General features: G+C 72.2%; 19 protein-coding genes. 11 read left to right on the top strand and 8 right to left on the bottom strand.

Annotation, left to right across the window (positions count from 1 at the left end):
- Positions 1–10: 10 nt before the first annotated feature.
- Together AFL01nite_RS05115 and AFL01nite_RS05110 are read right to left on the bottom strand one after the other, a co-directional pair.
- Complete coding sequence (locus AFL01nite_RS05115) at positions 11–454, bottom strand: PGPGW domain-containing protein (RefSeq protein WP_146826101.1); 444 nt, start codon at positions 452–454, stop codon at positions 11–13.
- Positions 455–521: 67 nt separating this feature from the next.
- Positions 522–1,208 (bottom strand): iron-dependent transcriptional repressor DtxR, encoded by a 687-nt coding sequence (locus AFL01nite_RS05110; protein ID WP_146826099.1) that lies wholly within the window; start codon positions 1,206–1,208, stop codon positions 522–524.
- Between the two features lie 78 nt (positions 1,209–1,286).
- Between AFL01nite_RS05110 and AFL01nite_RS05105 the strand changes: the two genes are divergently transcribed.
- From AFL01nite_RS05105 to AFL01nite_RS05080, 6 genes are all read left to right on the top strand, one after another.
- Positions 1,287–2,624 carry a cryptochrome/photolyase family protein gene (locus AFL01nite_RS05105; RefSeq protein ID WP_146826097.1) on the top strand — a complete coding sequence of 446 codons (1,338 nt, stop codon included), beginning with the start codon at positions 1,287–1,289 and terminating at the stop codon, positions 2,622–2,624.
- Between the two features lie 15 nt (positions 2,625–2,639).
- Complete coding sequence (locus AFL01nite_RS05100; protein WP_146826095.1) at positions 2,640–3,359, top strand: hypothetical protein; 720 nt, start codon at positions 2,640–2,642, stop codon at positions 3,357–3,359.
- Positions 3,360–3,582: 223 nt separating this feature from the next.
- Positions 3,583–4,770, top strand: coding sequence for a non-hydrolyzing UDP-N-acetylglucosamine 2-epimerase (gene wecB, locus AFL01nite_RS05095; RefSeq protein WP_146826093.1), 1,188 nt, complete (start codon positions 3,583–3,585; stop codon positions 4,768–4,770).
- A gap of 4 nt (positions 4,771–4,774) precedes the next feature.
- Positions 4,775–6,319 (top strand): hypothetical protein, encoded by a 1,545-nt coding sequence (locus AFL01nite_RS05090; RefSeq protein ID WP_146826091.1) that lies wholly within the window; start codon positions 4,775–4,777, stop codon positions 6,317–6,319.
- Between the two features lie 141 nt (positions 6,320–6,460).
- Positions 6,461–7,213 carry a hypothetical protein gene (locus AFL01nite_RS05085; RefSeq protein WP_146826089.1) on the top strand — a complete coding sequence of 251 codons (753 nt, stop codon included), beginning with the start codon at positions 6,461–6,463 and terminating at the stop codon, positions 7,211–7,213.
- Positions 7,214–7,248: 35 nt separating this feature from the next.
- Positions 7,249–7,974, top strand: coding sequence for a DUF6270 domain-containing protein (locus tag AFL01nite_RS05080; RefSeq protein ID WP_146826088.1), 726 nt, complete (start codon positions 7,249–7,251; stop codon positions 7,972–7,974).
- Positions 7,975–7,982: 8 nt separating this feature from the next.
- Here AFL01nite_RS05080 and AFL01nite_RS05075 read toward each other — a convergent pair whose 3' ends face one another.
- A complete protein-coding gene (locus tag AFL01nite_RS05075; RefSeq protein WP_222593395.1) occupies positions 7,983–9,248 on the bottom strand; it encodes an MFS transporter in 1,266 nt (421 codons plus the stop codon).
- Between the two features lie 69 nt (positions 9,249–9,317).
- Here AFL01nite_RS05075 and AFL01nite_RS05070 point away from each other — a divergent pair, with 69 nt between their 5' ends.
- The gene (locus AFL01nite_RS05070) at positions 9,318–11,306 is read left to right on the top strand and encodes an acyltransferase family protein (protein WP_146826087.1); all 1,989 of its coding nucleotides are present in this window, start codon (positions 9,318–9,320) and stop codon (positions 11,304–11,306) included.
- A gap of 3 nt (positions 11,307–11,309) precedes the next feature.
- On the opposite strand, the gene AFL01nite_RS05065 is transcribed toward AFL01nite_RS05070, so the two are convergent.
- Positions 11,310–14,483 carry a CDP-glycerol glycerophosphotransferase family protein gene (locus AFL01nite_RS05065; RefSeq protein WP_146826086.1) on the bottom strand — a complete coding sequence of 1,058 codons (3,174 nt, stop codon included), beginning with the start codon at positions 14,481–14,483 and terminating at the stop codon, positions 11,310–11,312.
- A gap of 271 nt (positions 14,484–14,754) precedes the next feature.
- Between AFL01nite_RS05065 and AFL01nite_RS05060 the strand changes: the two genes are divergently transcribed.
- Entirely contained in the window at positions 14,755–17,253 is a 2,499-nt protein-coding gene (locus tag AFL01nite_RS05060) for a bifunctional glycosyltransferase/CDP-glycerol:glycerophosphate glycerophosphotransferase (RefSeq protein ID WP_146826085.1), read from the top strand.
- A gap of 18 nt (positions 17,254–17,271) precedes the next feature.
- Here AFL01nite_RS05060 and AFL01nite_RS05055 read toward each other — a convergent pair whose 3' ends face one another.
- The 3 genes from AFL01nite_RS05055 to AFL01nite_RS05045 all read right to left on the bottom strand — a co-directional run bounded on the left by AFL01nite_RS05055 (position 17,272) and on the right by AFL01nite_RS05045 (position 21,648).
- Complete coding sequence (locus AFL01nite_RS05055) at positions 17,272–18,192, bottom strand: GT-D fold domain-containing glycosyltransferase (protein ID WP_146826084.1); 921 nt, start codon at positions 18,190–18,192, stop codon at positions 17,272–17,274.
- A gap of 36 nt (positions 18,193–18,228) precedes the next feature.
- Positions 18,229–19,449, bottom strand: coding sequence for a UDP-N-acetyl-D-mannosamine dehydrogenase (wecC, locus tag AFL01nite_RS05050; RefSeq protein WP_246119591.1), 1,221 nt, complete (start codon positions 19,447–19,449; stop codon positions 18,229–18,231).
- 108 nt (positions 19,450–19,557) lie between these two features.
- The gene (locus AFL01nite_RS05045) at positions 19,558–21,648 is read right to left on the bottom strand and encodes a glycosyltransferase (protein WP_186813819.1); all 2,091 of its coding nucleotides are present in this window, start codon (positions 21,646–21,648) and stop codon (positions 19,558–19,560) included.
- A gap of 134 nt (positions 21,649–21,782) precedes the next feature.
- On the opposite strand from AFL01nite_RS05045, the gene AFL01nite_RS05040 reads away from it, so the two are divergent.
- A complete protein-coding gene (locus tag AFL01nite_RS05040; protein WP_146826081.1) occupies positions 21,783–22,937 on the top strand; it encodes a class I SAM-dependent methyltransferase in 1,155 nt (384 codons plus the stop codon).
- On the top strand, positions 22,934–23,947 hold the full coding sequence (gene galE / locus AFL01nite_RS05035) for a UDP-glucose 4-epimerase GalE (RefSeq protein WP_146826080.1): 1,014 nt from the start codon (positions 22,934–22,936) through the stop codon (positions 23,945–23,947). The genes AFL01nite_RS05040 and galE overlap by 4 nt, the downstream gene beginning before the upstream one ends.
- Before the next feature lie 9 nt (positions 23,948–23,956).
- Here galE and pdxH read toward each other — a convergent pair whose 3' ends face one another.
- A complete protein-coding gene (gene pdxH / locus AFL01nite_RS05030) occupies positions 23,957–24,595 on the bottom strand; it encodes a pyridoxamine 5'-phosphate oxidase (RefSeq protein ID WP_186813818.1) in 639 nt (212 codons plus the stop codon).
- Between the two features lie 115 nt (positions 24,596–24,710).
- Here pdxH and AFL01nite_RS05025 point away from each other — a divergent pair, with 115 nt between their 5' ends.
- A complete protein-coding gene (locus AFL01nite_RS05025) occupies positions 24,711–25,826 on the top strand; it encodes a citrate synthase 2 (RefSeq protein ID WP_146826079.1) in 1,116 nt (371 codons plus the stop codon).
- The last annotated feature ends 56 nt before the right edge of the window (positions 25,827–25,882 follow it).

The raw sequence follows: 25,882 nt of genomic DNA, 5'->3' as shown, positions 1-25,882 counted from the left end.
TCGTGAGCGGTCAGCGCCAGCGACGGATGCTGTAGACCAGCAGGACGACGGCGATCAGGTCGGAGAACCAGATGCCCACGGCGCCGACCCAGCCCGCGGCGGGCAGCTCCGGACCGAAGCCGACGCCGAGGATCTCGAACTCGGGGATCTCGGGCGACAGGAACCAGACCAGCCCGACGGCCGCGACCCAGACGATGCCCAGGACGCTGACGATGATCCGCGGGATCGTGGCGACGCCGTAGCGGGCGGCCTCGACCGCCTTCTCCTCGAGCGGCTCGACCAGCCGGTCGGCCCACGTGTAGTGCTTGGCCAGCAGCGCGATGCCGGCGAACATGCCCAGCAGCCCCGGTCCGGGCAGCACGAGCATGAAGACGCCCAGCACGACGAGGATCCAGCCCAGTGCCTCCGAGCCCGTGCGTTGGAACCAGCCACGCACGCGCGCACCGAAGGTCATGGCGCCATCCTGCCAGCCCCGGACCAACCGTCCGCCGGGGTCGGCGCAGCCGGGGCCATCGGAGGCCTCAGCGGGAGACGAAGATGTGAGCGGCGGCCTCGGCGTCGATCTCGGCGGTCTCGGACTGGCGCGCGACGACGAGCCCGTCGTGGCCGCGGGACACGAGCACGTCGTTGCCGGGCAGCGCGCCGACGCGGCGCAGCACCGACATGACCTCGGTGTCCTTCTGCAGCTCCTCGGCGATGCGGCGCACCACGACGCGGACCGGCTCGTCGCCGACGGACGCGGTCAGCAGGGACTCGACCCCGTCGAGGAACTCGGCGGGGATCTCGTCCTCGCCCAGCTCGCCCAGGCCCGGGATCGGGTTGCCGTACGGCGACTCGGTGGGGTGGCCCAGCAGCGCGACGAGGCGCTTCTCGACCTGCTCGGACATGACGTGCTCCCAGCGACAGGCCTCTTCGTGCACGTACTCGATCTCGAGCCCGATGACGTCGGTGAGCAGGCGCTCGGCCAGGCGGTGCTTGCGCATCACGCGGATGGCCAGCGACCGGCCGCGCTCGGACAGCTCGAGGTGGCGGTCGCCCTCGACCGTCAGCAGGCCGTCGCGCTCCATGCGCGCCACCGTCTGGCTGACCGTCGGGCCACTCTGGTGGAGGCGTTCGGCGATCCGCGCGCGCAGCGGGATGATCCCCTCCTCCTCCAGCTCGAAGATGGTCCTCAGGTACATCTCGGTGGTGTCGATGAGCTCGCTCACGCGGCCATTGTTCCATGCGGCGACCAAGGTCAGGGCCGTCGACCTGCGGGCCGCTGCCGGGCGGGAGAGGATGCACGCATGTCCGTCGCGCTGATGTGGTTCCGCGCCGACCTGCGCCTCCACGACCACCCGGCGCTGCGGGCCGCCGTCGCCGCCGGGTCCGACGGCGTCGTCCCGCTCTTCGTCCTGGACGACCACTTCGACCTCGACGCCCTGGCCGTCCGCGGCGCCCACCTCGCCCGCCTGCTGGCCGACTTCGACGACCGCATCGGCGGCCTGCACGTCGTGCGGGGACGCCCGGAGGTCGAGGTGCCGCGGATCGTGCGCGAGACCGGGGCCGACAGCGTGCACGTCACCGCCGGTCACACGCCGTACGCGATGCGCCGCGACGCGAAGGTCGCCGAGGCGCTCGACGTGCCGCTCGTGGCCTCGGGGTCGGGCTACGCGGTGGCCCCCGGGACGGTCCGCAAGGGCGACGGCACCGGGTACAAGGTCTTCACCCCGTGGTTCAGGGCGTGGCAGGGTCACGGCGCCGAGCGGCCGCTGCGGCCCGTCGACCCGACGACCGTGCCGTGGGTCCGGCCCGGCGCGTCGGCGCCCCTCCCCTCCACGGACGCCCCCGACGGCGTCGACCTCCCGGCCGCCGGGGAGGTGGCGGCCCTCGAGCACTGGCGCGCCTGGCTCGGCGACCACGTCGACGACTACGCCGAGGAGCGCGACCGGCCCGACCTCGACACCACGTCACGGATGTCGGTGCACCTGAAGTGGGGCACCGTCCACCCGCGCACGCTGCTGGCCGACCTGGCGCAGCGATCGTCCGACGGGGCCCGCGCCTACGAGCGCCAGTTGGCCTTCCGCGAGTTCTACGCCGACATCCTGCACGAGCGCCCCGACTCGGCGTACGGCTACTACCACCGCGCCTACGAGCGGATGCAGTACGACGAGCCCGCCGGCGACTTCGAGGCCTGGAAGCAGGGCCGCACCGGGTTCCCGTTCATCGATGCCGGGATGCGGCAGCTGCTCGCGCAGGGCTGGATGCACAACCGGCTGCGCATGGCCGTCGCCTCCTTCCTGGTCAAGGACCTGCACCTGGAGTGGACGCACGGCGCGCGCTGGTTCCTCGAGCGACTCGTCGACGCCGACCTGGCCAACAACCAGCACGGCTGGCAGTGGGTCGCGGGCTGCGGCACCGACGCCGCGCCGTACTTTCGCGTCTTCAACCCCGTGGGCCAGGGCCGCCGTCTGGACCCGGACGGGACGTACATCCGGCGCTGGGTGCCCGAGCTGCGCGGCGTCGAGGGCCCGAAGGTGCACGAGCCGTGGACCCTGGACGACCCGCCCGCCGACTATCCCCCGCCGCTGGTCGACCACGCGCAGGAGCGCCTCGAGGCCCTGCGCCGGCACGACGCGATGTGAGGATAGCGTCGGCTCATGGTCACGATCCCCCATCAGTTCAACGGCCCGCCCGACTCCGGCAACGGCGGATGGGTGTGCGGCCTGGTCGCCGCCTCCCGCCTGGGGCAGGGCCACGAGGGACCGGCGACGTCGCGACTGCGCATGCCCCCGCCGCTCGACACCCCGCTGGCCTGGGAGCACGACGCCGACGAGACGCGCCTGCTCACCCACGGCGGGGCCGTCGTCGGCACGGCCACGTCGGGATCCTTCACCCGTGAGGCCCCTCCGTTCGTGGACGCCGAGACCGTCCGCGCCGGGCTGGCGGCGTACCCCGGCTTCACGACGCACCCGTTCGACCAGTGCTTCACGTGCGGCACCGCGCGCGGCGACGGCGACGGCCTGCGGATCTTCAGCGGGCCGGTCGGCGACGACCTGACGGCGGCACCGTGGCAGGTGCACGAGGCGTTCGGCGAGCCGGACGGCACGGTCGGGACACCCGTGGCGTGGGCCGCGCTGGACTGCCCGGGCGGCTGGGCCGCGGACTTCTCGGCGCAGCCGATGGTGCTGGGGACGATGACCGCCGAGGTCTACGCCGCGCCGGTCGTCGGCCGGACCTATCACGCCGTCGGGCAGCTCGCGCAGCGCGACGGACGCAAGTTCCTCACCGGCACGGCGCTCTACACGCCCGAGGGCGAGCTCGTCGGCCGAGCCGAGCAGGTCTGGATCCAGATCGACCTCGCGACCTTCGGCGGCTGACCGGCCCGCGGCGCGGGACGGCGCCCCCTCCGACCTGTGGGATCATGGAGGGGATGCCTCCGAGCCTCGTTCCGTCATTCGCACCCCGCGGGGATCTCCTGAGGGCTCGGCCGTCGCGGCATCCTGCGCGGCCCCCGGCGAGGGCGCACGGACGACGCTGCACCCCGCGAGCGCATCCCCTCCGCCCCTGCGGCGGACCCACCGACCGATCGATCGGAGCAACATGCCCCAGCACAAGGTGATGACCGTCTACGGCACGCGACCGGAGGCGATCAAGGTGGCCACCGTCATCGAGGCGCTCGACCAGGACGAGCGGTTCGAGTCGGTCCCCGTCGTCACGGGCCAGCACCGCGAGATGCTCGACCAGGTGAACGCCATGTTCGGCATCACCCCCAAGCACGACCTCGACCTGATGAAGCCGGGCCAGGCCCTCAACGCCATCGTCTCGCGCGCGATCGCCGGCATCGACGAGCTGATCGTCGAGGAGCAGCCCGACGTCGTGATCGTGCAGGGCGACACCTCGACGGCCATGGCCGCCGCGATCGCCGCCTTCAACCGCCAGGTGACGGTCGTGCACCTCGAGGCCGGGCTCCGCACCGGCAACATCGACTCGCCCTTCCCCGAGGAGGCGAACCGCAAGCTCATCAGCCAGGTGGCGAAGCTGCACCTCGCCCCCACGAGCGGCTCGCGCGACAACCTCTTCCACGAGTCGGTCGACCCGTCGACGATCGTCGTCACCGGGAACACCGTCATCGACGCGCTGCTCGAGGCCTCCACCTGGGACACCGTCCCGAGCGATCCGGCCGTCGCGGAGGCGGTCGGGAGCGGACGCCCGATCATCCTCGCCACCACCCACCGGCGCGAGAACATCGGCGACAGCATGGAAGCCATCGGCCGGGCCCTCGCGGACATCGCGAAGCAGCACCCGGACCACATCGTCATCCTTCCCGTGCACCGCAATCCGATCGTGCGCGAGGCGGTGCTGCCGCACCTGGCCGGCCTCGACAACGTCATCGTCACCGAGCCGCTGCCCTATGCGGAGTTTACGAAGGTCATGGCTGCCGCGCGCATCGTGCTGACCGACTCCGGCGGCGTGCAGGAGGAGGCTCCCAGCCTCGGCAAGCCGGTGCTCGTCATGCGCGAGAACACCGAGCGCCCCGAGGCGGTGGACGCCGGCACCGTGCGGCTCGTCGGCACCGACTACGACCGCATCGTGTTCGAGGCCAACCACCTGCTCGAGGACCCCAAGGCCTACGCGGCGATGGCCAACGCCGTCAACCCGTACGGCGACGGGAAGGCGTCCGCGCGCTCCGTGGCGGCGATCGCCCAGCTGCTGGGCGTCGGCGAGCGGATCGCCGACTTCGAGCCCCGCCGCTCCGACGACCGTCCGGCGGACCACGGTGGAGCGTGACCTCGTGACGACGGGAAGCGACGCTGCGATCCACCCCCCGGCCACCGCGTTCCGCGACTCCCACTGGGGCAGCCACACCTACGTCTGGCCCGACCTCGAGTCGTTCCTGGCGAACGACGCCCCGAAGGACGGGGTGCACGCCTTCGAGCTGACCAGCGAGACAGGCACCCTGACCTACGAGTTCTACGTCCGGGTCCGGCCCGGCACGCCGCTGGTCGCGCACTTCCACGGCAACGCGCCGCGGCGCGAGAACGACCTGCCCGTGATCACTGGTCTCGGCGTGTCGTCGGACCTGGACGCCTCGCTCTTCGTCCTCTCGGACCCCGTCCTGAGCCTCGACGACACCGTGACCCTCGGCTGGCACATCGGGCCGGCGTGGCTGGGCGTCCACCCGGTCACGGTCGCCGTCGTCGACCACCTCGCCCGCGTGTCGAACGCGCCCCGGGTGGTCGCGTGGGGCGGCTCCGGAGGCGGTTACGCAGCCCTGCGTGTGGCCCGCGACATCGACACGTGCGTGGCGCTGGTGTGGAACCCCCAGACCAACGTCGATCGGTACGCACCGGAGCCGGTCGACACGTTCCGGCGCGTCGCCGGCTTCGTCCCGGGGTTCGCCTTCACGAACGTCCGCGGCTTCAACCTCACCCACGCGAGCACGACGACGGAGTTCCGCGGGACGGCGATCGTCCTGCAGGAGCGCACCGACTGGCACTTCCGGACGCACCTCGCCCCGATGCTGACCGTGCTCGATCCCGAGGTCGACCTGGAGCGCCTGGAGGAGGAGGTCGTCAGCGAGATCGGTGACCACCTCGTGACGGTCGTCTCCCACTGGGGCCAGGGCCATGCCCCGCCCCCGAAGGCCGTGCTCCGGCAGCTCCTCGCCGCCCTCAGCTCGACCTCGGACGTCGACCTCCTGACCATCGCCCGCGACACCACGCCCCTCCTCGCGGCCGCGGCCGCCCTGGCCACCGAGGTCGACCCGTTCACCGCCTCGCCGTCCGCGCCGCTCGACGACGGGACCGACGCGAACGAGACCCCGCTCGACACCGTGGGCCAGCTCGCGGAGCGAGCCCTCGCGGGTGACGAGGAGGCTCTCACGGACGCCCGGCGGGCGATGGTGAGCCTCGTCGAGCTCACCGAGGCCGACGCCCACGCGCCGGCCGCGCGCGTCATCGCGACCCTGCTGTACCTCAAGGCGAGCCGCCACCACGGCGTCGACGACCTGGACCACCTCCGCGACGTCCTCGCGGCCCTGTTCCGGGACGTTGAGCGGCTGATGGACGACGACACCCTGCGCGGCGCCCTGGCGCTGCTCCACGTCGCCGTCCAGTTCGCTCCCGGGTTCGGATCGACGGAGCTCTGGGACACCGCCTCGTCACGCATCGCCGCGCTCCTCTCCGCGCCGTCCGACGGCGAGGGTCCGCAGGACGAGCGATCCGACCGGGCGACGTGGGCACAGGTGCGCGACTTCGTGTCCGGCCACCGTCCAAACTCGAGCCTGGCGGCGCTCCTGGCCGAGACCCCGGACTCTTCGGGCCCGACACCGTCCTGACCACGACGCGCCTGTGCGAGCATGGGTGCCGATGCCCACCGGGCGTCATCCCCCGACCTCTCCAGACGTACCAGGATTCCGCATGGGTGCTCTCCCCCTGTCCGACGACGCACGGCGTGCTTCCGTGCCCGGTGCACCCGCATGATCGACTCCCAGATCGACATCGGCATCGACGGACTGCCGCTGCACACCCGGTTCGTCGAGCGCGACTCGGCGAGCACCCTGCTCGTGCTGATGCCGAGCGCCGTGGGCGGCGACACCGCCCACCGCCACCCGGCGTACGCGCGCTGGCAGTGGGCCGACCACTTCCCGCACGCGCACGTCATGGCGATCGCCGACCCGGCCATGGGCAGCCACGAGTCGCTGCGCGGAGCCTGGTACATGCATGCCGAGGCCGACGTGATCACGGCGATCGCGGCGGCGATCACCCCGATCGTCGACCGGCTCCAGGTCGACCGCGTCGTGGCGTACGGCTCGTCGCTGGGCGGGTTCGGGGCGCTGGCCCTGGCGGCGGCGCTACCGCGCACCACCGCCATCGCCGAGGTGCCGCAAATCGACTTCGCCCGCTGGCTGGGCAGCGCGAAGGTCGCGGTCGAGACCCACATCCTGGGCGACGACCTCGAGAGCCATCGCACCCGCCATCCCCACCAGGTGAGCGTCGAAGCACGCTTCCTCGCGGCTGGTCGCGTGCCTCCCTATGTGATCGTCAGCAACGTCCTGGACCACAGCTATCGCGACCAGCTCGAGCTCCACGAGTGGGTGTGCCGACAGGAGGACGTCCCGCGTGAGGGCAGGCACGAGCTCCGGATCGTCGACGAGGCCCTCGGCCACGGGCCGCTGAGCCTGGCCTCGGCCCGGGCGCTGATCGAGGAGCGACTGCTCGTCGCGCCGTGACCCACGGACCGGGCCGGAGCGCCTACACTCCTTCGATGCGCGTCATGATCCTCGGCAGCTGCGTCACCCGTGACGCCTTCGAGTGCCAGCAGAAGCCGTGGCCGATCGAGCTGGAGGAGTACTTCGCCCGCAGCGCCCTCGCGTCCGCGATGGACCCGCGGCCGTTCACCGGCGTCGACCTGTCGCGGATCGGCTCGGCGTTCCAGCGGAAGGTGGTCGAGTTCGACCTGACGGACGCCTTCCCCCGCGCCCTCGAGGAGGGCCGCTACGACCTGCTCGTGTACGACCTCATCGACGAGCGGTTCGACGTCGTCCAGAACGCGGAGGGCGCCCTCGCGACCCGGTCGTCCGAGTTCAACAGTTCCGGCTACGACGCCTCCGCCGACGAGGTCGTCCGCACCGCCACCCCGGCCGCGTTCGCCCTGTGGGAGCAGGGCTGGACCGCTCTCGTGGAGCGGCTGTCGGCCCTCGGCCGCCTGGACGACCTGCGGATCAACCGCGCCTACTGGGCGAGCGAGGTCGAGGGTGGTGGCGAGTTCCCGCCCGTGTTCACGCCGGAGCGGATCGCCACCGCCAACGCGTACCTCGACCGGCTGTACGAGCGCGCGGCGAAGGACATCGGCCCGGAGGGGTTCTACGAGTTCACCGACCGCGAGCTCCTCGCGGCGGGCGAGCACCGCTGGGGCGTCAGCCCGTTCCACTACACGAACGCCTACAACGACCGCCTGCTCGAGCTGATGGGCGCCCACGGGGCCCGCTGACCCCGCTGTCAGGGCGTCGGGTGGCGCCCGTCGTAGGTGAGGAACCGGCGGCGCAGCGTCACCGAGAGCAGCACGCCCGCGATGCACAGGCCACCGCCCACGACCATGGCCCACGGCTCGCCCGTGAGCTCGGCCAGCGACCCGATGACGAAGTCGCCGAGCCGGGGACCTCCGGCGACGACCACGATGAACAGGCCCTGCATCCGGCCGCGCATCTCGTCGGGTGCCGCGGTCTGCAGGATCGTCGACCGGTAGGCGGCGCTGATCATGTCGGCGGCACCGGACAGCGCCAGGCACGCGACGGCCAGCCACAGCAGGCCCGGGAGTCCGACCGCGGAGAAGCCCGCCGCGGCGACGCTGGCGCCGTAGACCACGATCGCCACCACGATGGCGATGCCGTGACGATGGACGCGACTGACCCAGCCCGACACCACGAACGCCGCCAGCGAGCCGATCGCCGGTGACGCCTGGAGCAGGCCCAGGGACGAGGCCCCCGCGTCCGCGCCGTTCGAGGTGGCGTAGACGGTGGCGGCCAGCGCCGGGAACAGGGCGCGGGGCTGGGCGAACACCATCGCGCACAGGTCGACGACGAAGGACATGGCGATGTTCGGCGCGGTGCGCAGGAAGCGCAGCCCGTCGATGACGGACTTCAGCCCCGGCACCGGCATCGGCGTCGCCGGCGGGAGCGCCGGGAGCCGTAGCACCGAGTACAGCGCCGCCACGTAGAGCAGCACGTCGACGACGTACGCGGCCTCGACGCCGCGCCACGCGATGAGGGCGCCGCCGAGCAGCGGCCCGACGGTGAACGACAGGTTGGTCGCCGCCATGCCGAGCGCGTTCGCGGCCGGGAGCAGGTGGCCCGGCAGGAGCTGCGGCAGCATCGCGGCGCGCGCCGGGTTGTTCACGGCGAAGAACAGCGCCTGCACGGCGACGACGCCGTAGAGGAACCCGACCGACTCCAGGCCCGCCACGCTGTGCGCCACCAGCGCGATCGACGACAGCCACAGCCCGAGCGCCGACAGGAGGGCGACCGTGCGGCGGTCGAAGGCGTCGACGAGGGCACCGCCGTAGAGCCCGCCGATCACGAGCGGCACCAGCCCCGCGAGCCCGACGAGGCCGACCGAGAACGACGACTCGGTGAGCAGCCAGACCTCCCACGCGATCGCGACGACCGACATCTGCTGACCGAAGCCGGAGACGGCCTGTCCGATCCAGAGCCGCCGGTAGGCGGCGGACGCCCTCAGGGGGCGCACGTCGGTGAGCAGCTTCCGCACCGGAGCAGCCTAGACGCGGCCCGCCCGCGCGACGCCGGCACGAGGCCCGACCGCCTAGAATCGGTCCTCGTGTCCGAGAATCTGCGCACCGCTCCGCCCGCGGCCGCACCCTCCCCTCGCGGGCGGAAGCCGAAGGGCCCGTCGGTGCGCACGGACATCCAGGCCCTGCGGGCGCTGGCGGTGTCGGTCGTGGTGGCGTTCCACCTGTGGCCCGAGCGGGTCCCCGGCGGCTACGTCGGCGTCGACGTCTTCTTCGTCATCTCGGGCTTCCTCATCACGCTGCACCTGGTCCAGAAGCCGCCGACCAGCCTCGCGGGCCTGGGGAGCTTCTGGGCGCGCCGGGTCCGGCGGCTGATCCCCGCGGCCGCGATCGTCCTCGTCGCGACCACCGCCGCGTCGTGGCTGTGGCTGCCCTCCACCCAGTTTGCGGACATCGCCCGCCAGGTCACCGGGTCGGCGCTGTACGTGCAGAACTGGGTGCTGGCCGACTCGGCCACCGACTACCTCGCGGCCGAGAACGCACCCACCCCGGTCCAGCACTACTGGTCGCTGAGCATCGAGGAGCAGTTCTACCTGTTCTGGCCGCTGGTCATCGCCGCGGTCGTCGCCCTGCGGCGCGCGTGGCTGCCCGTCGTGACCGCGCTGATCTTCGCCGCGTCCCTGGCGTGGAGCATCCACCTGACCGACGTCGACCCGGGCGCCGCGTACTTCGTCACGCCCGCCCGCATCTGGGAGCTGCTCCTGGGCGCTCTCGTCGCTCTGGCCGTGCACCGCGGCCTCGGCCTCGGGCGCGCGGGCGGACCCGTCGCGCTGCTCGGCCTGGCGCTCATGGTCGTCGCGGTCTTCGGCTTCGACCGCGACACCGCGTTCCCGGGGTCGGCGGCCCTGGTCCCGACGCTGGGTGCCGCCCTCGTGCTGCTGGCCGCCGTCGAGCGAGGCGGCCCCTGGGGGTGGCGACCGGTCCAGGTCGTCGGCGACTGGTCGTACCCGATCTACCTGTGGCACTGGCCGCTCGTCGTCATCGCGCCGCTGGCGCTCGGCGCGGACCAGAGCTGGGCCACCGACGCCTTCGTCCTCGTGGCCACGGTCGCGCTGGCCGGCCTCACCGTGCGCTTCGTCGAGAAGCCGCTGCGCTTCCACCCGCGCGTCGTGGCCCGCAAGCGCGCCACGTTCGCGATGCTCGCCGTCGCCACCGTCCTGAGCTGCGGCAGCGCCTGGGCCCTGACCGCGGCGCCGGACGACGCCTCCTCGAGCGGCCTGGCGATGACCCCCGTGGAGGCCCGCGACGACAAGCCCGCCGTCTACCCGGACGACTGCTGGGCGAGCGCACCGTTCACGACGCACCCGGTATGCCACTACGGCGCGGAGGACTCCGACCGCCGGGTCGCCCTGATCGGCAACTCCCACGCCGGGCACTGGCAGCCGGCGCTCGCCACCGTCGCCGAGGACCGCGGCTGGACCCTCGACACGTACCTGGCCTCGCAGTGCTACACGGTCGACGTGGACATCGCCTTCCCCGACCCGGCGGCGACGCGCGGCTGCCGCGACTGGAACGCCGAGAACCTCCGCCGGATCGTCGCGAGCCGGCCGAGCCTGGTCGTGATCTCGAACCGGACCGTCACGATGCCCTTGGCGGACGTCGATCCGGAAGACGCGCAGGACGTGGCACAGCGGGCGTACGCCGACACCCTGGACCGCCTGACGAGCCGCGGCATCCCCGTCCTGGTCATCCGCGACACCCCCGCGGCCGCCGGCAACGTCCCCGACTGCGTCGCGTTGAACGCCGATGACCTGACCGCGTGCGACCGGCCGCGATCGGCGGCGCTGGAGTCCGATCCGCTCGCCGCCGCCGGGCGCGCCGACGACAGCGGGCTGGTCACCGTGCTCGACGTCAGCGACCGCTTCTGCGACGACGAGACCTGCCGGGTCGTCGTCGACGACCAGATCGCGTACTTCGACCACGGGCACCTCACGGCGACCTTCTCGCGCTCGCTGGCCCCGGAGGTCGCGCGCGCCGCGGCTCGCGCCGTGCGCTCGGCATCAGGCGCTCCGCGCTGACTCTCAGCGGGCGTCGACGCCGAAGACCTCGTCCACGACCCGCTGCGTCGCCCGTCCGTCGTCGAGCGGGGCGAACCGCTCGCGGAACGCCCGGCGGCGCGGCGCGAACTCGTCCGTCCCGGTGCCGTCCTCGGCCCGTACCAGCGCCTGGGTGAGCTGCTCCTGGGTGGTCACGACGGGTCCGGGCGCCTCGGCCTCGAGGTCGAGGTAGAACCCGCGCAGGTCGTCGCGGTAGTGCTCCAGGTCGTAGCAGAACAGCACGATGGGACGGTCGAGGATGGCGTAGTCGAACATCACCGAGGAGTAGTCGGTGACGAGGACGTCGGCCGCGCACAGCAGGTCCTGCACGTCGGGGTGGTCCGAGACGTCGACGACCCGGTCCTCGAGCTCGGGCGGGATCCTCAGCGATCCCCGCACCACGCTGTGCCGGCGCACCAGGACGACGGTCCGGTCGGACAGGGCGGGCACGAGCGCCTCCCAGTCGATCGCTCCGTCCCACGCGAACTGCCTGCCCTGCTTCACGTCGTCACGGAACGTCGGCGCGTAGAGGATCACGTGACGGTCGGCGCCGATGCCCAGCCGCCGCCGCGCGAGCTCCCCCTGGGCGGCGGGGTCGCCGGCGAGGTGGTCGTTGCGGGGGTACCCGACCTCGAGGACGGGGCCCTCGTACCGGAACGCCGACCGGAAGGCCGCCGTCGCGTACGGGCTCGGCGAGAGCAGGACCGACCACGTGCCGGTCTTGCGCGCGACCCGGTCGAGGTAGCCCTCGGCCCGACCGGTCGTCGACACCGCGTCGAACTGCATGCGCTTGAGCGGCGTGCCGTGCCAGGTCTGCAGGTAGGTCGTCCGCCTCGCGGGGGTGACCATCGGCCCGAAGTTCTGGTTGTTCACCCAGTAGCGCGCCCGCGCGAGGTGCCAGTGGAAGGCGGGCGAGTCCGGCTCGACCTTGCGCGTCGTGACGTCGAGCGGGCGGAACGTGCTGCGGGTGCTCCAGACCGTCGCGAGCCGCGACCCGCGGCCGACGAGCTCGTCGTAGATCGCTCGCGGGCTGTCGGCGGCGGCGCGGCCCGTGTCGCTCTCGAAGACGACGAGGTCGCGTCGCGGCAGCAGCCGTCCCACCGTCGAGATCGCGTTCATCGCCGGTCGGTAGAGGCGGCCCGTGCGGAAGCGGACGTAGGCGCGCCGGCCGTGAGCCGAGTCGAGCCATCGGCGGACGGGCACCCACGGCGACCTGGCGGTGCGGACCGAGTCGTACACCTGCTCGCAGTAGGAGCCGCGCGCCGGGGCGATGAACCGCCCGGCGCGTCGCGCGTGCTCCGGCTTCTGGGGGAATCCGTCGCGCCAGGAGTCGACCACGGCCCGGGCGAGCGGGTCGACCTCCCGGAAGACCTCGCCGGGCAGGTCGAGGTCGAGGTCCAGGTGCGACGGCCGCTTCCCGAGGAACTGCTGCCGGTCGAACTGGTGGTAGAACACCGGCCGTCCCTGGGCCGCGAAGTCGAAGCCGACGGACGAGTAGTCGGTCACCATCGCCTCGTGCGTGCGCATCAGGGTCTGCACGTCGGTGTCCCCCTGCCCCAGGACGGTCACCCCCTCGACGGCCAGCGACCCGCCGAAGAAGCGCATGTTCGGATGCAGGATGACGGTGACCGGGAGGCCCTCCGCGATCGCCTCGCGGAGGGGCCGAGAGGTCAGGAAGTCACGCCACCGGTGGAGGAACTCACTCTCGGCGAAGGCCGCCGGCCGGTTCAGCCAGTCGCGCCAGGTCGGGACCACGAGCAGCCCGCGGGGCGGCTCCTGCGCCGGCTCCAGCAGGCGGTCGAACCGGCTGAGACCGGTGACCCGCACCTGGCTCGGCCGGTAGCGGAGGTCGTTGACGATCAGCTCGCGCTCGCGCGGGGAGCTGACGTGGAAGTAGTCCGTGTGGAACGCCGGGGACAGTCGCCCGTACGTGTCCACCATGTTCTTCGCGCCGAGCACCCCGTGCTGCAGGAAGACGCGGTTGCCGCGCATCCACCGCACCGCGCGCCGGTCGTTCGTGGCCAGGATGAAGTCGACCTTGTGGGAGGTCGCGAACCGGCGGGCGAGGAAGCAGGCGCGGATGTGCTCGCGCGAGCGCATCGTCACGACCCGGCCCAGCGCCTCGACCGCGGCACGCTCCGGGCTGTCGGCGGCGATGACGTAGTGGACGCGTCGGCGCGGGTGCTGCCGGCGGATCCACCGGAAGAGGTGGAACCCGGCGTCCTGCGCCTTGTACGGCGTCTCCCCCACGAGCCAGACGCTCGAGAACGCCCGCACGAGCGTCCACAGCGGGCCGAGGCGCCGCAGTCGCGTCAGGTACCGGTAGGCGTCCTCGGTGAAGAGCTCGCGCGCGAAGTGGAGGTTCTTGGACTTGAAGGTCAGCTGCGGGACGAGGACCTGAGTCACGCCGTCGGTCGTCTGCACCACCGGCGCCAGCCGCTGGACCTGCTCGGTGTCGTCGGCGAGGCTCAGCCCCCGGCGCAGCTCGGTGCCGTCGTCCGCCGGCACGACGATCGCGAAGTCGAGGGCCTGCTCGTCGTGCGGCAGGCCCGCATGCATCAGGGCGGCCAGGTCCACGGTGGCGGTGACGCGGTGCGTGGTCCGCTGCGAGGTGGGCTCGCGGGTGGGCGGGCCCACCTCGAGCGGGAGGCGGGTCACGAAGTCCGAGCTCCGCAAGGTGGCCTCGAGGACAGCGCGCGCTCCATCGGCCCCCACGGTGGTCAGGTCGGCACTCACGGCGAAGCCGTTCGCGGCGGCCCGCAGGTCGGTGACGTCGAGCAGGAGCCGCGAGGGCTGCACCACCCCCACGCGCACCGAGAGCTCCGCGTCACGGGTGGCGTACCACCAGGCCGGACGCCCCGCGAGCGAGTCCGTCCCGGACGCCACCGTGGACGGTGCGGATCCGTCGGCGGCCAGTCGCCGCCGCACGGCCTGGCCGTCCGGGTCGACCAGGTCCAGGAAGACGTCCATCGAGAACGCCTCGCGCGGGATCTCGGCGGGCGGCTCGACGACGACGTCGACCGATCCCCGAGCCGGGGTCTCGACCCGGGTGACCTGCTTCGTCCCGCGGATCCGCAGCGCGACCGCCTCGAGGGCCCATCCGTCGGCCAGCATCCCGCGCAGGGCCAGTCGCCCGCGATCGTCGAAGGATCCCTGCACCGACCGGATCACGCGCGGAGCGGCCTGCTTCCGAGCAGCCGGCGGGGTCGACGGCGGGGAGGAGGGGGCTCGCCATCGGATCCTCGCGGTCCTGAGCACGTGCGCGATCCGCGACCTCACCGTGTCGACCCTCCCTCCGCGCGACGCCTCGTCCAACGACGCAGGCCAGTCAAGCACGACCCGGCCAGTCACCGCCGGTCGGTCACTGCACGCCACCTAGACTCGCGGAGGACCATTTCCCGATCGCATCGCCACCTCGCGAAGGACGCTCATGAGTGCACCGCTGTTCACCGTGGCCAGCGCCCTGTACAACGTCGAAGCCTATGTCGGCGACTACCTGGCCAGCCTCGACGCGCAGACCTTCGACCACGGACTCATCGAGATCCTCGTCGTCGACGACGGATCGACCGACGACAGCGCCCAGATCGTCCGCCGCTGGGCCGACCGCACGGACTTCTCCGTCCGCGTGCTGACCAAGGCCAACGGCGGCCAGGCGTCCGCGCGGAACCTGGCCCTGGAGCACGCCACCGGCGCGTGGGTGACGTTCATCGACCCCGACGACCGGGTCTCGGAGAACTACTTCGCGGACGTCGCCCACCTGGTGGGCAAGAACGTCGACGTCCACCTGGTCAACATGGACATCCGCGTCGTGAACGAGCTCGAGCCCGGCGTCGAGCGGGTGCACCCGCGCCGTGCGATGTTCCGCCGCGGCAACCACGTGTCCAACCTGGACCGAGCCGTCGAGCGGTTCCCGGGCAGCGCCCCGACGTCGTTCTTCCGCCGCTCCGTCATCGAGGAGCACGGTCTGCGCTTCAACGAGCACCTGCGGCCGAACTTCGAGGACGGCGACTTCGCGTGCCGGTTCCTGCTGCTCGCCCCCACCCGGCGGGTCGGGTACATCGACTCGGCGAAGTACTACTACCTCAAGCGCCGGTCCTCCACCCTCGGCTCGATGACCAGCCACCCGGGGCGCTTCACCGTCGTCCCCGAGCTCGGGTACCTCGGTTGCCTGGAGTTCGCCCGCGAGCGCTTCGGGCACGTGCCGATGTGGGTCCAGCACATGATCCTCTACGAGCTGTGGTGGTACTTCAACGGCGAGTCCACCCGCGTCCGCCTCGGCGGCGACACCGCCTCGGAGCTCGGTCCGCAGTTCGTCGAACTGCTGCGCCGGATCGCCGGGTTCCTCGACCCGGCGTTGGTCGACTCGACCACCATCCGGGCCTGGGACCGCACCTGGGTCGCCGTCCTGTTGCACGGGATCGACGGCGGCACGTGGTCGGCCGACCACGTCGAGTACGACCGGCTCCGGGAGGACTCGAAGCTCGTGCGCGTCCGCCACCTGCGCACGCCCGACGCCCCCGCCCCGGTCTTCCGGACGTCCGGCGCTCCGGTCATCCCGACCCATCGCAAGACCCGGTCCGTCGAGTTCTGGGGAGCCACCCGGCTCGTCGAGGAGATCGCCTGGCTTCCCCGGAACAAGTGGCTGAGCGTCGAGACCGAGGCCGGGCCGATCGAATGGCGCCCCCTGCGCACGCGTCCCGTCCTGCGGCACCCCACACCCGGCCAGCTCAAGCGCGTGCTCCACGGCCCGAAGCCCGCGAGCGAGCCCGTGCGCGTCACGCGCCGCGACCGCTCCCGCTTCGCGGACGCCTGGATCCTGTGCGACCGGGTGCACGACGCCGACGACAGCGGCGAGGCGCTGTTCAAGCACCTGCGCCGGAACCACGGCGACATCAACGCCTGGTTCGCCATCGAGAAGGACAGCCCCGACTGGCACCGCCTCAAGAAGGAGGGCCACGGCAGCCGGCTCCTGGCGCACGGGTCCGAGCGCTGGAGCGCCGCCATGACGCAGGCCTCGCACCTCGTCTCGTCGCACGCCGACCAGGCGATCCACGACCCGCCGTCGCTGCGCGGCCAGCTGCGCGAGGACCTGCGCTTCGTCTTCCTCCAGCACGGCGTCATCAAGGACGACCTCTCCGACTGGCTCAATCCCAAGGCGATCGACCTGTTCGTCACCAGCACGCCCGACGAGCACGAGTCGATCGTGGGCGACGGGTCCCGCTACGTGTTCACCACCCGCGAGGCGCGGCTCACCGGCCTGCCCCGGTTCGACGTCCTGCGCGCGGAGGCCGAGCGCACCCCCGACCGCGACCGCGACCTCATCCTGGTGGCGCCGACGTGGCGCAGCTGGCTCGCGGCACCCCTGGCATCGGGCGAGCAGCGCCGCGGCCCCACCACCGACATCGCCGAGACCGAGTTCGGTCGCGAGTGGGGGGCGTTCCTGCGCTCGCCCGAGCTGTCGGCGCTGGCGAGGAAGCACCACGCCACGATCGCGCTGCTCGCGCACCCGAACCTCGCGGCGAGCCTCGACTACCTCGACATCCCCGCCGAGGTCCAGGTGCTCAGCTTCGACGACGCGGCCGCGAAGCGTCACTTCGCGCGCACCCGGCTGCTGGTGACGGACTACTCCTCGATGGCGTTCAACGCCGCGTACCTCAACCGGCCGGTCGTGTACTTCCAGTTCGACCGCGAGGCCATGCTCGGCGGCGCCCACGTCGGGCGGCGCGGCTACTTCGAGTACGACGCGTTGGGCGTCGGACCGGCCACCACCACGCTCGCCGAGACGGTCGACGCCGTCGGCGCAGCGCTCGAGCACGGACTGGAGCCCGCCCAGCCCTACCTCGACCGGATGGCGAAGATGTTCCCGCACCGCGACGGGCGCTGCTGCGAGCGCGTCATCGACGCGATCCGCGACCTCGACCGGAGCTGACGCCCGCGGCCGGTCGGCTCACTCCGGACGGACGATCGGCCGCTTCTCCGGCAGGAGGCCACCCTCGAAGGTCGTCAGGTAGCTGTCGCTGATGTGGCCGATGTCGATGGCCCGCAGGCCGAGGTCGGCCAGGCGACGCGCCAGCACGGTGGCCGCCGGCCCGAGCGAGAGCAGGTAGAGGTCGGTGCGCGGTCGGCTCTGCAGCTCGGCGACGACCCGGTCGAGGTCGGCGAACCCGTCCGTCGGGACCGACCAGACGACGTCCAGCTCCCGGGCCGAGGAGAACAGCTCGTCGACGAGGCTGAACCGGCCGGACTCGCCCGCGACGACCGTGACGGTCCTGTCCTCCCACACCCGTCGCCACAGGTCGACGCCCTCGCTGCCGAACTCCTCGAAGAAGATCGGCCGGGTGACGTGACTGTCGCCGAAGCGGACGCCGGACGGCGCGAGATCGCTGACCTCGTTCCACAGGTCCGTCCAGACGTTGGTCCAGTGCAGCGTATGGAAGGGGTGCGGGAACCCGATCATCAGGTCGTCGGTGGGCCGGGTGAACGCGTCGCGCAGGGCGTCCTGCAGGGCGAAGCTGTTCTTCTGGAACCGCAGCGAGAACGTGATCCGGAGCATGAGCCAGAACTCGCCGTCGCCGAACCGCGAGAAGCCGACGGGCTCCCGGACGAGGCGCTCGACCGTCTCGCGCATGCCGAGGGTGCGCTCCGCGTGGAAGCGCCGGACCTCGGCCCGGACCGGCTCGGCCAGGGACTGGGTGATGATGCCCTCCAGCCGGCGGCGGTCCTTGCCGGTGATCTCGCGGCGCTGCTGCCGCAGCTCGGACCGGATGTCGCTCAGCAGCGCGTTCTGGTCCTGCAGCAGCCCGACGACGTCCTCGAGGGATCGCTGCCGTGCTCCCCGGTGGCGCAGCCACATCTCACGCATACCCATGGCGTCATCCTAGGAGTGGGCCGGCGCCCGTCCGGGTCAGGACCTCGGACGGCGCCACTGGCCGCGCGTGTCGACGACCACCGTGTGGTCGGCCAGCCGCTGCGGCACGTCGACGAACACGTCGTGGTCGACCAGCAGGACCACGAGATCGGCGTCCACCGCACGGTCGATGTCGACCAAGTCGATGCCGGCGTCGCGCAGCACGGGCGGCAGCTCGTCGACGAACGGCTCGACGGCCACCACGGTCGACCCCGGGAAGGTCTCGGCGACCGACTGCGCGATGGCGATGGCCGGGCTGCCGCGCAGGTCGTCGACGTTGCTCTTGAAGGCCAGGCCCAGCAGCGCGATCGTCGACCCGTCGGCGAGGTCGGCGCGGCGGATGAGGTCGAGCACGTGCTGCGGCTTGTCGTCGTTGACGTGCCGGGCCGTGGTGATGAGCCGCGCGAGGTCGGGGGCGACGTGGGCCAGGAACCACGGGTCGACCGCGATGCAGTGGCCGCCCACGCCGGGCCCGGGGTTGAGCACGTTGACCCGGGGGTGGTGGTTGGCCAGCTCGATGACCTCCCACACGTCGACGCCGATCCGGTCGGCGATGAGTGAGAGCTCGTTCGCGAAGGCGATGTTGACGTCGCGGTACGAGTTCTCGACCAGCTTGACCGCCTCGGCCGTGCGGGCGTCGGTCTCGAGCACCGAGCCGGCGCAGAACGTCCGGTAGACCTCGGCGGCCCGCTGCGTGGCGCGCGGGGTCAGGCCGCCGACGATCCGGTCGTTCTGGACCAGCTCGATCAGGATCCGGCCCGGCAGGACGCGCTCGGGACCGTGGGCGAAGTCGATCGAGTCGATGTCGAGGTCGGGACGCTCCGAGGCGATCCAGTCGCGCATGGCGGCGGTGGTGCCGGGCGGGCTGGTGCTCTCGAGGATGACCAGCTCGCCGCCGGAGAGGACCTGGGCGATGGCGCGCGAGGCGTCCTCGATGTAGGACAGGTCGGGCTGGTGGCCGTCACGGAACGGCGTGGGGACCGCGACGACGAACACGTCGGCCGCGACGGGGTCCTGCGAGGCCGTCAGCAGACCGTCGGTGACGACCCGCTCCAGGGCCTCCTCCATGCCGGGCTCGACGAAGTGGAGCTCGCCGCGCGAGACCTGGGCGACGACCTCGGGATTCTTGTCGACGCCGGTCACCTTCTGGCCCGCTTGCGCCAGGACCACGCCCGTCGGAAGTCCGATGTAACCCAGGCCGACCACACAGATGTGCACAAGAATCCCCTCGTTCATGCCGCGCTGACTCCCGATTTTCTCATGGAGCGCACGGTTCACGGCCCGGACCCGGGATCAGGCGCGCCGCAAGCCCGTTGGCGAGACCGTTCAGCCGTGGATGTCGACGATCTCGTCGAGCACCGCACCGGCCTCGGCGACGTCTCCGACGGCCGAGACGAAGGCCACCTCCACCTCGCTCAGCGGCGACTGCGGCTCCACCATCGCCCAGATGTCGGTGCCCGACCCGAGGTAGTCCGACAGCTTGGAGGGCAGGTAGGGGTTGACCCCGAAGTGCGCGGTGGCGGCGGTGTCGTTGACCAGCAGCACGTCGAAGCGGCGCGTCTGGGCCAGGTAGTCGAGGTACGGCAGCTGCTGGTGCACCTCGACATGACCCTCGAGTCCGAGCGCGTCCACCTGGTCCATCAGCGGGCCCGGACGGTCGGTGAAGACGTGCAGCCGCACCTCGTCGCGCCGCTCGTGCTGCTGCAGCGCCGTGAGCAGGTCGGCGATCCCGCGGTTGGCGTAGAAGTTGCCGAAGTACCCGATGTTGACGACGTCCTGCGGCAGGGGGATCGGCGCCTCGGCGTGGAAGAGCCTCTCAGGCGGCGTCGGGTGCGCCGAGACCACGGCGACCGACCGGGCGCGCTCGCGCAGCCGCGGATCGGCGATCCGATCCAGCATCAGGTCGCGCTGGATGCGGTTGGTGAAGATGATCTCGTCCGCGAGCGCGTAGGTGACGGCTTCGATCCACGGCGCCAGTCGCGGTCCCTCCGGTCCCTCGAACCCCCGGTCGGCGACGGCCTTCCGGAACGCCAGGGGCAGCGTGTCGTCCGGATCCCAGTCGCCCTCCTTCTCCCCGCCCTCGGTGTTGATCGACAGCGGGTCGGACATCTCGGCCGTCCAGCGCGTTCCCGGGCGCTGGAGCGCGACGTGCGCCGCGAGCAGGTGGGACGCGGGCCACATCGCCCGGCTGTAGATCGACTCGTACGGCCAGTCGTCCTTGTTCTCGGCCTCGACGCGCGCCCAGCCCTTCTCGACGAAGTCGCGGACGCCGCCGCTCCACGACAGGGTGGCCGTCGGTCCGCTCAGCACCCACTGGCGGGCCACGTAGGGCCGGGTGAGCCGGCGCACGCTGCTGTCCTTGCCCCGGAGGCGGCCCATGGCGTGGGAGACGACGTCCACGCACTCGCCGTGCGCGACGACGCGCCGCGCAGCGACGATCGCGCTCGAGTCGGCCGTCGGCGGGAAGCAGTAGGACACCACCAGGCGGCGGGCGCGGCCGCGCGTGAAGAACGACCAGTGGATGACGTCCTCGAGGCCCGCCGCCTCGATCGCCGCCACGGCTTCGTCCTGGTACCGGGGTCGGGCCTTCAGGAAGTGGTTCATGTGCTCGGTCTGCGCCGTGACCAGCCGCTTGGCCGCACGCGAGCCCGGGCTGTCGCCCTTGAGGCGCGCCCACACGGCCAGGCGCGCGATCACCGCGAGCTTCGCCTCGATCCCCCAGCGGAAGTCCCGCTCGCGCGGGCGCGAGTGCGAGCCCGGCCGCAGCGTCCGGTAGTAGATCGCGCCCGTGTCCGGAGGGGCGACCACGACCTCGAGGCCCTCCGCGATGGTCAGGCCGGCCCAGAACACCACGTCGTCCCCGCTGAGCAGGCCCTCGTCGAACCGGTGGCGGCAGGCGACCTCCGTCGGGACGAGCTTGGCCACGTTGAACGCCACGGCGGTCGTGGCGTCGTCGACGCTCACACGGCGGCCGGCCCAGGGCAACAGCGCGCGGACGACGTAGGTGTCGAACGAGGGCACGGCATCGGCGCCCTGCAGGTCGGCCACGTATCCGACGACGATCGCGCCCTCCTGACGCTGTTCCCAGAGCGCCTCGAGGTACCGCGGCGGGACGGTGTCGTCGTCGTCGACGAAGGTCAGGTGCGAGTAGGCGGCCTCGGCGATCCCGTGGTTCGAGGCGGAGGCCTTGTCGGCGTCGGGCAGGTGCACGTACCGGAACACGCGCTCGGGGTGCGTCCGGGCCATCGACTCGACGATCCACCGGGTGCCGTCGTCGGAGCCGTTCTCCACGACGATGACCTCGTACGACGCCGGGTCCAGGCTCTGCTTGGCGAGTGCGTCCAGCATGGAGGCGATCCGCGACACGCCGCGGTGGGTCGGGATGACGACGCTGACCCCGAGAGTTCGCCCATCCATGGTGCACATCCTAGGGTGCCGCCTCGGACCCCAGGGCGCAGATGCCGTCACGGTCCGCCGGGCCCGACCGACCGCACCGCGAGCGGTTCCGCCCGGAAACCGGACAGGCTGGGGTCTGCACCTACGATTCACTCATGTCTTCGGTGAGTCGAGTCATTCCCCGGTCGCGCCCGGGCAGGGTCCTGCTGGCCGTGGTGGCGGTCGTCGCCGCTGCCGCACTCGGCGGTCTCCTCGCGCGCATCGGGGGCACCGCCTGGGTGGGTGCGCTGAGCGCCGGCACCGCGGCGCTGGTCCTGCTCACCGCCATCCGGGGCGAGTACCGCGCGCGGCGCATCCTGCCCGCCGTCGGCGCCGACGCCGCCTCCGCCCCGCTGATGAAGCGGCTGCGCCAGCTGCCCGCCCGCACGACCGAGCTCAAGAAGGCGCTCGACCGCCAGGGCGTCCAGGTGCACAAGACGGTCGAGGCCCAGGGCCTCCAGCTGCAGCAGGCGGCGCAGAAGAACGGCCTGCAGGTGCAGCAGGCCGTCCGGCGCGAGGGGATGCAGGTGCAGCAGGCCCTGGCGATGCAGGGAATGCAGCTCCAGCACATCACCGAGCTGCTGCAGGGCCTCGAGTCCCACAAGGCCAGCCGCAAGGACGTCCTCGACACGTTCGGCCAGCTCCAGGCCTTCGTCCAACTGAGCACGCGCTTCGACGCGCCCCCCGTGGTGCCGACCATGCGCGGCTGGGCGGCCTCGCCCGACGTCGTCCTGCACCTGGTGAACCTCCTCATCACCGACCAGCCGCCGATCGTGGTCGAGTGCGGCAGCGGCGTCTCCACGACGTGGATGGCCGCTGCGGCGCGCCAGTACTCCCCCGGCACGCGGATCATCGCGCTGGACCACGACGAGAAGTTCGCCGAGCACACCCGGCGCAACCTGCGCGACAACGGCCTCGACGCCTGGGCCGAGGTGCGCGACGCTCCCCTCGAGCCGTTCGGCGGGGCCGGCGGACCGCTCTGGTACGCGACCTCCGCGCTGGAGGGGATCTCCGACGTGGGCCTGGTCTTCATCGACGGGCCGCCGAAGAACACCGGGCCGCTGGCGCGCAAGCCCGCCCTCGACGCCCTGCTGCCGACCCTGCTGCCGGACGCCGTCATCATCCTCGACGACACGATCCGGCGCGACGAGCAGGCGATCGTCGCCGCGTGGCTCGAGACCTGCCCCGGGCTGGTCGCCGAGACGATGCGGTTCGAGAAGGGCGCGGTCGAGCTGCGGTTCGACGGGCCTGACGCGATCGCCGGCCGATGAGGGTCCTCGTCACCGGCGGTGCCGGGTACATCGGCAGCCACACGTGCCTGCGCCTGCTCGAGGCCGGCCACGAGGTCCACGTCGTCGACGACCTGTCGAACAGCTCAAGGGTCGCCCTCGAGCGCGTTGCCACGCTGACGGGGTGTGCGGTGCCGCTCACGGTCGCCGACGTCCGGGACGAGTCGGTTCTCGACCAGGTGGTCACCGAGTTCGCTCCCGAGGCGGTCATCCACTTCGCCGGCCTGAAGTCGGTCGGGGAATCGGTCGCGCAGCCGCTGCGCTACTGGCAGGTGAACGTCGACTCGACGATGGCCCTGCTCGCCGTGATGGAGCGTCACGACGTGCGGCGGCTGGTCTTCAGCTCGTCGGCGACGGTGTACGGCACGCCGGGCGCGCTGCCGATCGACGAGACGGCGCCGGTCGGCGTCGGGATCAGCAATCCCTACGGCCGGACGAAGTTCGTGATCGAGCAGCTCCTCGAGGACCTGGCGCTGTCGGACGCGCCGTGGGAGTTCGTCTCCCTGCGCTACTTCAACCCGGTCGGAGCCCACGCGTCCGGCCGCATCGGCGAGGACCCCCGCAACATCCCCAACAACCTCGCGCCGTACGTCACCCAGGTCCTGGCCGGCCGGCTGGAGGAGCTGTCGGTGTTCGGTGACGACTACGGCACGGCCGACGGCACGGGCGTGCGCGACTACGTCCACGTCATGGACCTCGCCGACGCCCACCTCGCGGCTCTCGAGAACTGCGCCCCGGGGTTCGACGCCGTGAACGTCGGCACGGGCCGTGGCACGTCCGTCCTGGAGCTCGTGGCGGCCTTCGAGCGCGTGTCGGGGCGACCGGTCCCATTGAGGGTCACCGAACGACGGCCCGGGGACGTCGCTGCGTGCTACGCGGACGTGTCCAAGGCCCGACGACTGTGGGGCTGGACCGCCTCGCACAGCATCGAGGAGGCCTGTGCCGACGCGTGGCGCTGGCAGCAGGACAACCCGCAGGGCTTCCTGTCCTGAGACGTCCCGCTAGGGCGCGAGGCGGTCGCGGCTCCAGCCCGCGTCCGACCGGGTGAACCGGATGCGGTCGTGCAGCCGGTTCTCGCGGCCGTGCCAGAACTCCACGACCTCCGGCGCGATCCGGTAGCCGCCCCACCCCGCCGGACGCTCGCCCGCGGCCCCCGCGGCCTCGGCCTCCTGCCAGCGACGCTCCAGCTCGTCGCGACCCGCGACGACCTGCGACTGGGGGGACGCGGCGGCGCTGATGCGTGCGCCCTCCGGTCGGGCGAGGAAGTACGCGTCCGACTCCTGCGGGTCGAGCCGCTCGACGGCACCCTCGAGGCGCAGCTGCCGGTGCAGCGGGTGCCACAGCATCACGGCCGCGGCCCGGGGGTTCTCGGCCAGCTCGCGCCCCTTGCGCGACGCGTAGTTCGTGAAGAACACCGCGCCGGCGTCGTCGAGTCCCTTGAGCAGGACGATCCGCACCGACGGCTCGCCCGCCGGGGTCGCGGTGGCCACGGCCATCGCGTTCGGCTCGTGGACGCCGGCGGCGATCGCCTCGGCCAACCAGACCTGCGCGAGCGCGATGGGGTCGTCCCCCGCGGCCGATTCGTCCAGCCCCGCCCGGGCGTACTCGGTGCGCATCCTGGCCAGGTCCTCGTTCACCATGGGCCCACCGTAGCCATCCGGGCGACCACGAGTCGCCGGACCGCGGGCGCCGGCTACCCGCGGGTAGGACGACCGCCCTGCGCGGGAGCCACGGGCAACAGGGCAGTATTAAGGCATGACTCAAGTGCACCACGGACTGGAAGGCGTCGTAGCGTTCGAGAGCGAGATCGCCGAACCCGACAAGGAAGGGTCTGCGCTGCGCTACCGCGGCGTCGACATCGATGATCTGGTCGGCCGCGTGCCGTTCGAGAAGATCTGGGGACTGCTGGTCGACGGGTCGTACGATCCCGGCCTCCCCCCGGCGGAGCCCTACCCCATCCCCGTGCACTCCGGCGACATCCGCGCGGACGTCCAGAGCGCCATCGCGCAGATGGCTCCCGTGTGGGGCCTGCGCCAGCTGTACGACATCGAGACCCCCGAAGAGGTGCGCGACGACCTCGCCCGCACCGCCGTGATGGTGCTGTCCTACGTCGCCCAGGCCGCCCGCGGCCTCGGCAAGCCGATGGTGCCCCAGGCCGAGATCGACAAGTGCGACACCATCGTCGAGCGCATGCTCACCCGCTGGCGCGGTGAGGTCAACCCCGCCCACGCCAAGGCCATCGACGCCTACCTGGTCTCGGCCGCCGAGCACGGCATGAACGCCTCGACCTTCACCGCCCGCGTCATCTCCTCCACCGGCGCCGACGTCGCGGCCGCCCTGTCCGGCGCGGTCGGCGCGATGTCGGGCCCGCTGCACGGCGGCGCCCCCTCGCGCGTGCTCGGCATGATCGAGGAGGTCGAGAAGACCGGCGACGCCACCGCCTACGTCAAGCAGCTGCTCGACTCCGGCGAGCGCCTCATGGGCTTCGGCCACCGCGTCTACCGCGCCGAGGACCCCCGCGCCCGCACGCTGCGCCGCACGGCCAAGGAGCTCAACGCGCCCCGTGCCGAGGTCGCCGAGGCCCTCGAGCAGGCGGCGCTGAAGGAGCTGCGCGAGCGCCGTCCCGACCGCGTGCTCGAGACGAACGTCGAGTTCTGGGCCGCGATCGTGCTGGACTTCGCCGAGATCCCGGCGAACATGTTCACCGCGATGTTCACGTCGGCCCGCACGGCCGGCTGGAGCGCCCACATCCTCGAGCAGTACAAGACCGGCCGTCTGATCCGCCCCTCGGCGATCTACACGGGCCCGTCGTCGCGCACGGCCGACGAGGTCCCCGGCTGGAACCCGGCCTGGGCCGACGTCAAGGCCTGACCAACCCGCTGAGTTTCACGTTCGGCCAGCACTCCCCGGCGAGTTGCTGGCCGAAC

The sequence above is a fragment of the Aeromicrobium flavum genome, from assembly GCF_007992115.1.
Taxonomy (GTDB): Bacteria; Actinomycetota; Actinomycetes; order Propionibacteriales; family Nocardioidaceae; genus Aeromicrobium; species Aeromicrobium flavum.
This window is presented reverse-complemented; position numbering and strand designations above follow the sequence as displayed.